The 11,912-nt window shown below is 45.0% G+C and carries 16 protein-coding genes; 1 reads left to right on the top strand and 15 read right to left on the bottom strand.

The window, feature by feature from the left end:
* Nucleotides 1–52: 52 nt before the first annotated feature.
* Nucleotides 53–763 (bottom strand): queuosine precursor transporter, encoded by a 711-nt coding sequence (locus ICN11_RS02785; protein ID WP_216229048.1) that lies wholly within the window; start codon nt 761–763, stop codon nt 53–55.
* 95 nt (nt 764–858) lie between these two features.
* Here ICN11_RS02785 and ICN11_RS02780 point away from each other — a divergent pair, with 95 nt between their 5' ends.
* On the top strand, nt 859–2,037 hold the full coding sequence (locus ICN11_RS02780; RefSeq protein WP_216229047.1) for an acyl-CoA dehydrogenase: 1,179 nt from the start codon (nt 859–861) through the stop codon (nt 2,035–2,037).
* On the opposite strand, the gene mnmH is transcribed toward ICN11_RS02780, so the two are convergent.
* The 14 genes from mnmH to soxY are packed head-to-tail and all read right to left on the bottom strand — an operon-like array spanning nt 2,034 to nt 11,898.
* Nucleotides 2,034–3,107: a tRNA 2-selenouridine(34) synthase MnmH gene (gene mnmH, locus ICN11_RS02775; protein WP_216229046.1), complete on the bottom strand. Its 1,074-nt coding sequence runs from the start codon at nt 3,105–3,107 to the stop codon at nt 2,034–2,036. The two genes, ICN11_RS02780 and mnmH, sit on opposite strands and share 4 nt — an antisense overlap.
* An 8-nt stretch (nt 3,108–3,115) precedes the next feature.
* The gene (locus tag ICN11_RS02770) at nt 3,116–3,493 is read right to left on the bottom strand and encodes an acyl-CoA thioesterase (RefSeq protein WP_370623588.1); all 378 of its coding nucleotides are present in this window, start codon (nt 3,491–3,493) and stop codon (nt 3,116–3,118) included.
* Between the two features lie 59 nt (nt 3,494–3,552).
* Complete coding sequence (locus tag ICN11_RS02765) at nt 3,553–3,897, bottom strand: TIGR01244 family sulfur transferase (protein ID WP_216229044.1); 345 nt, start codon at nt 3,895–3,897, stop codon at nt 3,553–3,555.
* Nucleotides 3,898–3,955: 58 nt separating this feature from the next.
* Nucleotides 3,956–4,387 (bottom strand): DUF6691 family protein, encoded by a 432-nt coding sequence (locus ICN11_RS02760; protein WP_216229043.1) that lies wholly within the window; start codon nt 4,385–4,387, stop codon nt 3,956–3,958.
* Between the two features lie 3 nt (nt 4,388–4,390).
* A complete protein-coding gene (locus ICN11_RS02755) occupies nt 4,391–4,828 on the bottom strand; it encodes a YeeE/YedE family protein (RefSeq protein ID WP_216229042.1) in 438 nt (145 codons plus the stop codon).
* A gap of 24 nt (nt 4,829–4,852) precedes the next feature.
* Nucleotides 4,853–5,974, bottom strand: a complete 1,122-nt coding sequence (locus tag ICN11_RS02750) for a YeeE/YedE family protein (protein ID WP_216229041.1) — start codon at nt 5,972–5,974, stop codon at nt 4,853–4,855.
* 21 nt (nt 5,975–5,995) lie between these two features.
* Nucleotides 5,996–6,310 carry a hypothetical protein gene (locus ICN11_RS02745; protein WP_255539861.1) on the bottom strand — a complete coding sequence of 105 codons (315 nt, stop codon included), beginning with the start codon at nt 6,308–6,310 and terminating at the stop codon, nt 5,996–5,998.
* Nucleotides 6,311–6,370: 60 nt separating this feature from the next.
* A complete protein-coding gene (locus tag ICN11_RS02740; RefSeq protein WP_216229040.1) occupies nt 6,371–7,303 on the bottom strand; it encodes an MBL fold metallo-hydrolase in 933 nt (310 codons plus the stop codon).
* A gap of 24 nt (nt 7,304–7,327) precedes the next feature.
* Nucleotides 7,328–7,753 (bottom strand): DsrE family protein, encoded by a 426-nt coding sequence (locus ICN11_RS02735; RefSeq protein WP_216229039.1) that lies wholly within the window; start codon nt 7,751–7,753, stop codon nt 7,328–7,330.
* A 23-nt stretch (nt 7,754–7,776) separates the two neighbouring features.
* Nucleotides 7,777–9,507 (bottom strand): thiosulfohydrolase SoxB, encoded by a 1,731-nt coding sequence (gene soxB / locus ICN11_RS02730; RefSeq protein ID WP_216229038.1) that lies wholly within the window; start codon nt 9,505–9,507, stop codon nt 7,777–7,779.
* A gap of 44 nt (nt 9,508–9,551) precedes the next feature.
* Nucleotides 9,552–10,190, bottom strand: coding sequence for a sulfur oxidation c-type cytochrome SoxX (gene soxX, locus ICN11_RS02725; RefSeq protein ID WP_216133307.1), 639 nt, complete (start codon nt 10,188–10,190; stop codon nt 9,552–9,554).
* Between the two features lie 19 nt (nt 10,191–10,209).
* Nucleotides 10,210–11,025: a sulfur oxidation c-type cytochrome SoxA gene (gene soxA / locus ICN11_RS02720; protein WP_216133308.1), complete on the bottom strand. Its 816-nt coding sequence runs from the start codon at nt 11,023–11,025 to the stop codon at nt 10,210–10,212.
* 55 nt (nt 11,026–11,080) lie between these two features.
* Nucleotides 11,081–11,389, bottom strand: coding sequence for a thiosulfate oxidation carrier complex protein SoxZ (gene soxZ / locus ICN11_RS02715; protein ID WP_015421154.1), 309 nt, complete (start codon nt 11,387–11,389; stop codon nt 11,081–11,083).
* 56 nt (nt 11,390–11,445) lie between these two features.
* On the bottom strand, nt 11,446–11,898 hold the full coding sequence (gene soxY / locus ICN11_RS02710) for a thiosulfate oxidation carrier protein SoxY (RefSeq protein WP_216229037.1): 453 nt from the start codon (nt 11,896–11,898) through the stop codon (nt 11,446–11,448).
* Between the last annotated feature and the right edge of the window lie 14 nt (nt 11,899–11,912).

Genomic DNA, 11,912 nt, shown 5'->3' with positions numbered 1-11,912 from the left:
TTTTGCATCGAAGACCGTTATTTTAACGGTTTGCGCCTAAAAAAGCCGTAAATTAGACTTTTAGCTTAAATGGCGTGAAATCGGTATGAATGTCATAGTGATCCTGATTTTCCTTGCGCTTCAGAAAACCCACTACCCAGTACGTTAAAGGGGTCGCTAGAACCTCCCAGGCGGTCTTGAGGACATATTGAGAGGCTGCGACAGCTAAGACCTCATTAAGTGGCCAGAGCCCGTAAAAAGCCAGCATATAGAACAGGGACGAGTCCACCAACTCCCCGCTGGCTGTAGACACGATCGTACGCATCCACAGAAAGCGCCCCTGGGTCAAAATCTTCATTTTGGCGAGGGTATAACTGTTAACAAAACTACCGCACCAAAAAGCAATCATTGAGGCAAGGGCAACACGCCACGAGTTACCAAATACTGTCTCCATGCCCTGCTGATAATTGGCCATATAGGATCCAGGTGCTACAGGCAAAGCAATGACGAGTTGAGCCATGATGGCCGCAAAGGCCAGAGCTGTAAAACCAGCCCAAACCGCTCGGCGATCATAGGCATAACCATATACTTCGGTCAAAATGTCGCCAAAGAAATAGGCAATCGGGAAAAAGAGGATCCCGGCCCCAAAGATCACATTGCCAAAATAAGGTAAATCTAAGGTCGCAGCTTTACCTGCGCCAATGAAGTTGGAGCACAGCAGGACCACGACAAAGGCTGCCAATATCAGGTCGTAATAACGATGGTGACGTCTGGGTGCGTCCATAAGTCAAGAAAAATGGATAATAGAAATAAGAATATCTGTATTCCTGAAAATTCACAGGGTGCGTATCAAAAACCAAAATAGGACGACTAACAATCATGAGTAAAGCTAGTTTTAACTGGGCAGACCCCCTACTCCTCGACACCCAATTAACCGAAGATGAGCGCATGGTGCGTGATGCTGCCGCTGAGTATGCTCAAGGCCGTCTCATGCCGCGCATTCATGATGCCTATCGCAACGAAACAACTGACCCTGCAATCTTCCGTGAAATGGGTGAATTGGGTCTTTTGGGAATCACCATTCCTGAGCAGTACGGTGGCGCAAACCTCAATTACGTTTCCTATGGATTAATCGCCCGCGAAATTGAGCGCGTGGATTCTGGTTACCGCTCGATGATGAGCGTCCAGTCCTCCTTAGTCATGGTGCCTATCAATGAATTTGGTAGTGAAGCCCAGAAACAGAAATACCTTCCAAAATTAGCTACCGGCGAATGGATTGGCTGCTTTGGTTTGACAGAGCCTAACTATGGTTCAGATGCAGGCGGAATGATCACCAGAGCGAAAAAAGTTCCAGGTGGCTTCTCGCTCACGGGCTCTAAGATGTGGATCTCCAACTCTCCAATTGCAGATGTATTTGTTGTGTGGGCTAAAAATGATGAAGGCTTGATTAGGGGCTTTATCTTAGAAAAAGGCATGAAGGGTCTATCAGCACCCAAGATCAGCGGAAAGATGGGTCTACGCGCCTCCATTACTGGCGAAATCGTGATGGATGAAGTATTTGTTCCAGCAGAAAATGAATTCCCAGAAATTGCTGGACTCAAAGGTCCATTCACTTGCCTTAACTCTGCACGTTATGGCATCGCCTGGGGTACGCTTGGGGCTGCTGAGTGGTGTTGGTATGCCGCACGTCAATACACGATGGATCGCAAGCAGTTTGACCGCCCCCTCGCCGCTAATCAGCTGATTCAGAAAAAGCTTGCGGATATGCAAACTGAAATTACGCTAGCCCTTCAAGGCTGCCTACGTTTAGGCCGCATGAAAGACGAAGGAATCGCTGCGCCTGAAATCACTTCTATGATGAAGCGCAACTCCTGTGGAAAATCTTTGGATGTAGCTCGCTTAGCTAGAGACATGCATGGTGGGAACGGTATCTCAGATGAATATGGTGTAGTGCGTCATATGCTCAATCTGGAAGTCGTCAACACCTATGAAGGTACGCACGATATTCACGCCCTGATTTTGGGTCGTGCACAAACTGGAATTCAGGCTTTTAGTTAAAGACCAAGTTTGGTGATGAGGTCTTTTGCGGTTTTTGCAAAAGCTTCATCACTATCATTTTCAAGTTGTACGAAGTGATCTTCGCGATAGCTCGGAAAATTGCGAACGATTGAAGATTGGTACGATGGGTCGTAATGCATCACCAATAACTCTTCAACCAAACTCTCAAAATTCCCTGCATCAATTGCCTCATGCCATTTAGTAATTTGAACCTTGCCATAACGCGACGTTAACAAGCCCAGCTTTTGCTTAAAGCTATCGGGATTCGATAAAAAATGTCGGTACTCACGCAGGAGCCATGAAACTCGCGTAGAGGTACTTGAACGAAGTTCTATGCATTGACCTTCACGAATCCGCTCCATTAATGGATCCGGAATATGTAAGCCACCTACCTTTTTACTTTCAGACTCCACAAAGACAATCTTGCTGGAGTCTAATTTATTCAACGCATTCCACAGATTGGTTTCAAAACCTTTTTGCGAGGGCTGCTCAATGTTTGGTTCATTGCCAAGGACTGAGCCACGGTGAATAGCTAAGCCCTCAAGATCGAGGATTTGTTGGCCGAGCGAGCCAATCTCCTGGAGAATGCGAGTCTTGCCGCTTCCAGTCATTCCGGCAATCACTTGAAAAGAAAAATCTTTAGCAGCCTGATCGAGCCCATCAATCACAACACGACGAAAGCCTTGATATCCACTTTGTAGCTGCATGGCTTTCCACCCTATGCGATTGAGGATATGGGTAAATGCACCGCTGCGCTCACCACCACGCCAGCAATAAATCAAAGGACGCCATTCCCTCGGAAAATCGATCAATGAATTTTCCAAATGATTAGCAATATTGCGAGAGACATAGGCTGCGCCTAATTTCTTTGCCGCAAATGGCGATACTTGTTTATACAGAGTGCCGACTTCTATACGCTCTTCATTGTTCAATACAGGCAGATTAATGGCGCCAGGAATATGATCTAAGGCAAATTCAGCTGGGGAGCGAACATCAATAATGGCATCAAACTCATTTAAAGACGATGCTAATTTTTCAATGCCGAGAATGTGTGGATTGCTAGGTTGCAAATAATGTCCTAGCGCAGCTTATTGATCACATGATCAGGCCAAGGCGATGATTTACCGGTCTTCAGATCAACCCAAACCATGGTTGCTCCGCCAACGGCAGCCATCACATCCGGTTCAGAATTCAACGCCATAGTTGTATAGACATCTAGACTTGAGCGTCCAATATTTCCGATATACGTCTTTAGTATCAGCTCACCTGGATAGGCAAGCTGTTGATGAAAATTACAAAAACCATTAATCATCAACATGGATTCATCGCCAGGGGCAACACTATAACCAAGGGAGGTGATCCACTCCACCCTAGCCTGCTCCATGTAACGAAAGTACACCGTATTGTTGACGTGACCAAATGCATCCATATCACCCCAGCGGATAGGCATGTTCATTTGATGAACAAACTTTTTCTCCGTTGGGATCTCGATGCGCATAAGTTTCTAATAAAAGATTAACGAACTTGTAGTGCCATTTGATACAAATTGGTAGAGCGGGCACCTGATCTGCAAAAGGCTAATATGGGACCAGGCATTGTTTTTAACAAGCGTGCCATCTCAACAACTTGATCAGGCGTAAATGCGCCGGGTATGACTGGCAAATAAGCGTAGTTCAAGCCTAGCGCTTCAGCTTGCGCCTGAATTTGTGCATTAGCAGGTTGATCAGGGCCACCTTCAAAATCAGGGCGATTATTGATTACGCTTTTGTAACCCTGTTTAACGATCTCAGCTAAGTGACTTGGGTCGATTTGACCGAGCGTACCGAATTGATCGGTATGGCAAGCAATAGGAAGACTCATTTAGACCTCAAAAAGTAAAAAAGTATTAAAAACTAAATACTTAGATTCTAAATCAGACTTACTTTTTGTGGCCCGTAAAGAAACGGTTGCAAATAGCCATGCCAGCAAGCATTGCCACTATAAAGACTAAAGCCTTGATGTGACCAGCTCCGAGAGCAACAATTGCGGGACCAGGACAAAATCCAGCAATGCCCCACCCTGCACCAAAAATCAGACTACCAATGACGAGAGGCTTGGAAATATCTCTTCTGGTGGGGATATGGAGAGCACCACCAAAAAAAGCTTCCGTACGCTGAGAGACCAAGTAAAAACCGCCTAAGCCAACCAGAATCGCTCCAGCCATCACAAGGATTAAAGATGGATCCCAATTGCCCGCAAGGTCAAGAAAATTGAGAATCTTTTGAGGGTTACTCATGCCGGAAATGATCAGGCCAATACCGAATAAAACACCAATCAAATACTGGCTATAAAAATTGAAATGTCTTCTCATGATTTACAGACCCAACACATGGCGAACGACAAAGACTGTAAGAAATCCTGCGGTCATAAAAGAGATAGTGGCCACTAAAGATCTTGGAGATAAGCGAGATAAACCACACACACCATGTCCACTGGTGCAGCCTGAACCGTAGTGGGCACCAAAGCCTACTAGAAGACCGGCAATGATGATGGCAAACCAATCAGCATCAATTACTGTTGTTGTATGCAGGTCAAGTAACAAGCTTGCCCAAAACGGCGCACTCAACAGTCCCAATACGAGACTTATGCGCCAATTGATGTCAGCTTCTTTGGGTGTAAGCAGACCAGAAACAATTCCGCTGATCCCAAGGATGCGACCATGCAAAATGACATATAAGGCCGCAGCAATGCCCAATAGCATTCCACCGAAAAATGCGGGGCCAGGAGTAAAAGCCAACCAGTCTATCTGCATCTGATTTTTCTTAATAAAAAAGGGTTAACTGCAGGGATTGGGCGCATTACGAGACTCCAAATAACGCAGAGCCAAATATGCGCCAAAGATAAATCCTGGTAGGGCAAGTATTGAACCGATGGCCAAGGTGGAGATTCCACTCAAGCCCTGGCCTACGGTGCAACCAAGTGCTGTCACACCGCCAAAGCCCATGAGCGTAGCGCCAATCAAGTGATTGGCAGTGTCTTCGGTATTACGAAAGCTTTCCCAACGAAAAGACTTGGTGAATATAGAAACAAATGCAGAGCCTGTAATCATCCCAATCACTGCGGCAATGCCAACGGTAATGACCTTGGAGGTATCGCTATACATCATTAGCCAATCTAAGGAGTAGGCATAAGGGGCTACAAAAGAAAGACTCTCCATACGACCAGAGTTGGTAACCAAGAAGACCTCTTCTAAAGTATTTGGATCCTCAGCAACATAGCCCAAGCTACCAGACACCCACCATACAGCGCAAATAGCTAGACCGACAAATATGCCGGCAAACAGATTTTCCGCTGTCCAAAAAGCCTTGCTAGCTAAAGCGTATGCAATAAAAGCGAAACCAATTATTAATCCGAGAGCTAAATGTAAGTTAGCTCGAGCAATGCCAGTAACTGGGCTCAAAATGCTTGGCAAATCTTGTGGTGTATTAAGCCCTATGAAAACAGAATCCAGCGTATTAATACGAATGACACCGAGAAAGCCCTTCATGGTCATATAGGCGGAGAGTCCAAGAACCATAAACACAACGATGGACTTCAGATTGCCGCCGCCAATGCGAACTAGAGTCTTGCTTCCGCACCCAGAGGAAAGCACCATACCAAAGCCAAATAGCGTGCTGCCCACAATAGTAGATAGCCACAAGAGCTTACTGCCGGTATACATGCTCTTTAATGGATCAATCAGCCCAACATAAGACATCAGAGCAAAACCAACAATAGCAACGCCAATAGCTAGGAACCACTGCTTTAAGCGACCCCAGCTAGACATAATAAAAATATCCGAAACCGCACCCATGCTGCAAAAACCAGTTTTCTGCATCACCGCACCAAGCAAAAAGGTAATTGCAAAGGTAGCAAATAAAACGGATTTGCTAAGGGAGGAAATATCTACCGCATCCATAATCAAAATTCTTTACTGAAATTATTTAAATTTATAAAACTGTTTATTGAGAAAGGCTGTGACATCAGCCTCATCCTCAGGGAAAAGATCGAGACGGAGCTCTGTATTACACATAGCAACCATCGACTTTAAGTTCTGGAGATTTTTAACCTTGCTATCGCTACGTGTGTAGATCATGTCGCCATTACCAAAACCAGATTTCTTGGCATGGCAGGCGTAGCATTTCTGTTGATCAATCTTCTTGCCGTTTGCCAGATCTGGCGTTGCGAAGGCAGATAAATGCAGCCCAAGGGATGCAAAAATGGCAATGCAAAGCTTTATCAGTGGTAATTTCATTTGAAATCAGTCATTTAGCGAAGTAAACGACTATTTTAAAGCCCAGACGACAAATTTGCCTTATTCCGCCTGAATTGAGAGGTAAACGTTATAGGCATTCATGCGGTTTGCAGCCCTAAATAAGGGCATTCCTTCGTATTCAGACCAATCTGCCTGCTGATAGGCCTCTTCGAAAGGATCCATATTGACAGCCGATTTGGTCATCGATTCACGCAAATACTTCAAATACTCCCTGGTAAAAAGGATATCTTCAGCTGGATTGCTTGAATAGGCGCCATGACCTGGAATGACGATGCTGGGATTCAATGCTTGAATTTCATCCAAAGCATGCAGCCACCCCCTACTATCTGCATTACCAACAAAAGGAATGCGTCCTCGGAATACCAAATCTCCAGCAAAAAGGACTTTCTCGGAGGGGACGTAAATAATCAAGTCTTCAGGAGCATGAGCAGGGCCTACCCTCCCGATCTTGAATTCAATTCCGCCTACTGTCAGCGTATAGCTTTGATCTATCCATACATCGGCGCCCATTAACTTGGTCGAGGAATTCACCCAGGGTGCGAAATCAACACGGGAGGCAATTAGTCGCTGCTTAGCAGTTTCTGAGGAAAGGTAATTTCTACCCTCGCCTTGTGCATAAATCTTTGCGCCAATATTTTTAAACTCTTGCAGGCCATAGACGTGATCGGCATGGTAGTGAGTCACAATGACTGCAACCACTTTCTGAGGTGTGATCTTTTTGATTTCAGCTATCAGCTTCTTTGCGAGAACCGGCGAACCTAATGCATCAACAACTACTACGCCCTTAGGCGTAATAACAAACCCTGCATTGGAAATGAAATTCTGATTCTTGCTGTTACCCATTTCAGCAAGGCCTTGCACGAAATAAGTGTGTGGCGCTACCTGGATAGGCTTAAGAATTAAATCATCCGCCGCATAAACCGTAGTTACAGATAAGAAAATCGAGAAAGCACCAAGAAGAAGCGAGCGCATCCGAATGGCCGTCACAGAAAACAATTAAGGCTTTATGTAAGCGAAATGATTTTGGTACTGAAGATCAGCAACACGAACAACCCCGGATGGTGTGAAGTCAGTATCGAGAATAAATTGATCCTTCTTAAGATTACGATTCTTTAAGGTAATCTCGCAGACCTCGAAACGCACTCCCCGTGACTTCAAAGCGCCAACTAGGGGTGCATATTCAATTCCATTCTTCTTATCTTTTGCACCTTCCATCATGATGTCTACCCCATTAGCATGGGTAACAACAATGATCTTGGTTTGTGGAGATACATCCAAGTGGTTGCGGATATTACGCAGGCCTTTAATGCCCTGAGTCTCCGCATCATCAATGTGATAAACCACTTCAGTGGGACCAGCAGCATGAGCAGCTAAAGTAAAAAAAGCAAAAGAAGTAACGAGGCACTGAAGTAATTTTTTCATGATGTATCTCTGATTAGTAATAATTAGATTGAAACCATTCCAGGGTTATTTTTTACGCCTTTAATGATTGGCTCGTTTAGCTTCACAGCCTTCACAACCTTCACATCGCGTAAATGACGCTCGATTACATCCCAGATCGGCTCACCACCAGCATTTCTAGCCTCTTCACTTACGGGAGCCCAACCAGCGACTTTATAAATCTTGCTTGGATCTATGTCCTTGCCATTTAAACGCATATCGCTAATGCGCTTACCTGCGGATGCTGCAGGGTCGATGGTGTATTGCATACCACCGACACGAACCATATCGCCGCCCTGCTGGTAATACGGATCAGGGTTAAATAAGTTATCTGCAACGTCCTCAAGAATTGTCTTGATAGTCTCACCAGTCATATTCGTAACTGTGGTGTATGGATAGGTAATAGCAGTTTGATCCAATAGGTTCTCACGGGTGATGGCCTGACCCGGCAATAAGCTAGTACCCCAGCGGAAGCCTGGAGAGAACGCAATCTCTGCATTCTTCTGAGCCATCAATCCATCCAAAATTAATTGGTCGAAGCTACCATTAAAGTTGCCACGACGATATAAAAGACCATCTGTAGTAGCTAACTTCTCATTCAACTTTGCCTCGTATGGAGCGCGAACTTTAGCAATCAGCTTATTCATAGCCGGATCAGCCGGAATCATATTCGAGAAGATTGGGAAGAGTTTGTAGCGGAAATCAACTGGCTTGCCGCCCTTCACATCAAAGTCCAGTACGCCCAAGAACTTGCTATTGGAGCCTGCATTGGTAACCAAAGTGACGCCGCCGGAATTCTTAACCTTAACTGGAATTGGTACACCATCATGCGTATGGCCACCCATAATGGCATCCAAACCAGTAACGCGAGAAGCCATCTTCAAATCAACGTCCATGCCGTTATGCGAAAGCAATACGACAACCTTTGCTCCCTTGGCCTTCACTTCATTAATTGTCTTTTGAAGATTCTCTTCCTGAATGCCGAATGTCCAATCAGGAGTGAAATAGCGAGGGTTAGCAATTGGCGTGTATGGGAATGCCTGTCCAATGATGGCTACTTGGATCCCGTTCTGAACTTTCATCACGTAGGGATTAAATACAGAGTCACCAAAGTCAGCGGTCTTAATATTTTGGGCAACAAAAGAAACCTTGCCCTTGAAATCGCCATTGACGATTTCCATTACGCGCTTCTCACCAAGAGTCATCTCCCAGTGAGGAGTCATAACATCAACACCCAACAGCAAAGCTGCATCAACCATATCCTGGCCATTGGTCCAAAGTGCCGTACCGGAGCCCTGCCAAGTGTCACCACCATCTAATAGCAATGCGCCTGGACGGCTTAATTTAATTTGCTTAATCAAGGTTGCCATATGGGCGAAGCCACCCATCTTGCCGTAATTTTGTGCTGCAGCCACATAATCTAAATAAGTGAATGCATGGGCATCACGTGTACCTGCTGCAATACCGTTAGCCTTAAGGAAATATTCGCCAACTAAATGCGGCGTCTTACCTTCTTGCGCACCAATACCTAAATTAACGTTAGGTTCGCGGAAATAGATTGGCAGGAGTTGCGCATGGCAATCTGTGAAATGCAGAAAGTGGACATTACCGAATTTCGGCAAGTCATAGAATTTTTGCGCAGTAGTTTGTGCGCTAGCAAAGTTGGATTGCAAACTCATGCCACCAGCGGATGCGATAGCTAGCGCTTGCAAAAACTCACGACGATTTAAAGACATAGTATTTCCTTAAGAAAACAGGCCTTTCGGCCTGTTTAGATCTGTTATTTATTTACAGGTGATTCTGGGTCAAGCAATAAAGCCATGACATCCTGAATTTGTTTCTCATTCAAGAGCTTGAAGTGGGCGATACGCGGCATATTGCTGCATGCGTTGTAAGCCTTCGCATTATTAATGCGGTTCCAAGTGTAGGTAATAACCTCTGGAGAGTAGCCACGCATTTTTCCATAGCCGGATAATGAAGGGCCAATAGTTCCATAGGAGATTTCTTTTGGATCGATTTGGTGACAGTTATAGCAACCTCCACCGATCACGGTATCAGCCTTATCAGACCACGTTGCACCACGACCGCTTTGGGCAATTTTTTCGCCATTCTTCCAGTCGCCGATGTACTTGCCATCTGACGGCTGTTGAATCGTGTCCATATTCATTTTCTGAATTTTTTCACGCATAGCCTCGCCCTGCTTGCTGTTAGCAAATTGAGGATCTGAACAGAATTTCTGCGTTGCATCCTGATCAATGCGATCCAAACCAGCAATGCCTTGAGCCCTAAAGCTGTCTTGCATCATCTTATTGAATTTAGGGTCATTTTTTTGCTGAGCAAGAGCAGGTGTCTGCACCAAGCCAGCGGCAAAAATAAATCCAGAAATAGCTAAGAGTTGTTTTAAGTGTGTCATTTTCATTTTCGTCGTCTCTTATCTATTAACGCTTCAAGCCAGGTGTTTCAACTGTGCCGCCATTAGCGTTCTTTGCCATATACATTGACAAAGCCATGGTGACATCAGAGCCATAGATTGGGAAAGGGAAACGCTGTTGACGATAGCAATCATTCAAACGTTGCTGCATTGTCCAAAACTGACCACTAGAAACACGGTATGCAGGCCAGTAGCCCCAACCTAAAGCGGCACCCTTTTGTTCCGTGATATTTGGTAAATCTTGCAAACGAATGCGCTTTCCATTTTCGGAGTGGCAAGATGCGCATGAGAAATCCATCGGTCCGCCCTGGAAGAAAAAGGCACGCTTCCCGAGGTCATACATTTCTTTCTCTTTTGGATGCGCAGTGCTTACCTTAATCTTGTCACCCTTAGACTGGGTTACAACGTAAGCAACAATCGCCTCCATATCCTTTTTAGGACCCTTTTGGAATGGTGCATCGATCATCTCTTGCGGATCGCGACCTTGTAGAACTTGCATACAGGTCATCAAGCGGGATTCAAGATCCTGAACCTTATTGGTATCTTTAAAGTAGCGCGGTAGTTGTGCTGCAGCGCCTTTAACTACGCCTGGGCCTAAACCTAAATTACATTTTTCAAGCGTGGCATTTTTAGGGCCCGCTGGTTTCTTCCATAAATCTTCGCCAGCCGCCTCGTAGAGCTCTGAAGGGTTGCCATCTGCAATCATCTCTCGATATTTGGCAATATCGTCTGTAGCACTTTTTTGTGCTGACACCGAAGATGTCATTGTTAATAAAGTTGCCACTAAACCAGTAGCTAACCCTAAGGTCAATTTACGCTGCATTTCCTACCCTTTCAGAACCACGGAGGCGGTGATGATTTATTAAAGCAAAAAGCAATTAAGAAGCAGTTGCTTCGTCAGTACGCTTGTCACCCTTGCTATCGTTCCAAGTCACAACAATCTTGTCACCCTTAGCACCCTTGTACTTAAAGTTCAAGAATGGATCCTTAGAAACTGCTGGACCAAATTGACCATTGAATACATCTTTACCATTGGCTTTTACATTAATCGTGCTGATGAACCAAGCAGGAATAGTTTTGCCTGAAGCGTCTTTACGCTGACCAGATTCCATATCGTGTTTCATCAAAATTTTTACATCTACAGTACCGCCGTTTTCAGCAGCTCTTACGCGCATTGGATCAGCCATTTTGGTTCCTCTTTTAATCTATATAAGTGAATCGTATTTATCTACTTGCTTCGGAATTAACCGCCGCAACCACCAAGCGTTACCTTGACTTCTTTAACAGTCATTAACCACTTGCCGTCAGCTTTTACTAAGCCGTATACATTGGATGTTTGACCCATCTTGATACGGGTTGTTACAAATGAATCAGTGCCAGCTGGGATAAAGAATTGAGCTGCTAATGAACTTGGATTCTTTTCAACCAAGATAGCCATTTGCTCAGCCTTCAGTGTGGAAGTGATTCCAACAGGAACAACTGCGCCGTTTTCAGCGATATCCGGAGCATTCAAAGTCACTGCAGATGATTTATCTGGACTACCAGCGCCCAAGATCTTAAATACATCATCAATACCCTTGCCTTCAAAAGCGGCCTTGTTCCACTCTTGAGCTTGTGCAGTACTAATGAGACCTGCCGAAGCCATCAAGCCAAATACTGCTGAATACTTCAATAAACTACGACGCTGCTGATTCATAAAAACTCCTTTAT

The sequence above is a fragment of the Polynucleobacter sp. 78F-HAINBA genome (assembly GCF_018882325.1).
GTDB lineage: Bacteria > Pseudomonadota > Gammaproteobacteria > Burkholderiales > Burkholderiaceae > Polynucleobacter.
The sequence above is the reverse complement of the archived record's forward strand: the minus strand, read 5'-3'. Positions and strand labels throughout refer to the sequence as shown.

What these genes read in the sequence shown, in the direction of transcription:
- ICN11_RS02785 (WP_216229048.1), bottom strand. Translation starts at nt 763, where the DNA reads ATGGACGCACCCAGACGTCACCATCGTTATTACGACCTGATATTGGCA.
- ICN11_RS02780 (WP_216229047.1), top strand. Translation starts at nt 859, where the DNA reads ATGAGTAAAGCTAGTTTTAACTGGGCAGACCCCCTACTCCTCGACACC.
- ICN11_RS02770 (WP_370623588.1), bottom strand. Translation starts at nt 3,493, where the DNA reads ATGAACATGCCTATCCGCTGGGGTGATATGGATGCATTTGGTCACGTC.
- ICN11_RS02765 (WP_216229044.1), bottom strand. Translation starts at nt 3,897, where the DNA reads ATGAGTCTTCCTATTGCTTGCCATACCGATCAATTCGGTACGCTCGGT.
- ICN11_RS02760 (WP_216229043.1), bottom strand. Translation starts at nt 4,387, where the DNA reads ATGAGAAGACATTTCAATTTTTATAGCCAGTATTTGATTGGTGTTTTA.
- ICN11_RS02755 (WP_216229042.1), bottom strand. Translation starts at nt 4,828, where the DNA reads ATGCAGATAGACTGGTTGGCTTTTACTCCTGGCCCCGCATTTTTCGGT.
- ICN11_RS02750 (WP_216229041.1), bottom strand. Translation starts at nt 5,974, where the DNA reads ATGGATGCGGTAGATATTTCCTCCCTTAGCAAATCCGTTTTATTTGCT.
- ICN11_RS02745 (WP_255539861.1), bottom strand. Translation starts at nt 6,310, where the DNA reads ATGAAATTACCACTGATAAAGCTTTGCATTGCCATTTTTGCATCCCTT.
- ICN11_RS02740 (WP_216229040.1), bottom strand. Translation starts at nt 7,303, where the DNA reads ATGCGCTCGCTTCTTCTTGGTGCTTTCTCGATTTTCTTATCTGTAACT.
- ICN11_RS02735 (WP_216229039.1), bottom strand. Translation starts at nt 7,753, where the DNA reads ATGAAAAAATTACTTCAGTGCCTCGTTACTTCTTTTGCTTTTTTTACT.
- soxB (WP_216229038.1), bottom strand. Translation starts at nt 9,507, where the DNA reads ATGTCTTTAAATCGTCGTGAGTTTTTGCAAGCGCTAGCTATCGCATCC.
- soxX (WP_216133307.1), bottom strand. Translation starts at nt 10,190, where the DNA reads ATGAAAATGACACACTTAAAACAACTCTTAGCTATTTCTGGATTTATT.
- soxA (WP_216133308.1), bottom strand. Translation starts at nt 11,025, where the DNA reads ATGCAGCGTAAATTGACCTTAGGGTTAGCTACTGGTTTAGTGGCAACT.
- soxZ (WP_015421154.1), bottom strand. Translation starts at nt 11,389, where the DNA reads ATGGCTGATCCAATGCGCGTAAGAGCTGCTGAAAACGGCGGTACTGTA.
- soxY (WP_216229037.1), bottom strand. Translation starts at nt 11,898, where the DNA reads ATGAATCAGCAGCGTCGTAGTTTATTGAAGTATTCAGCAGTATTTGGC.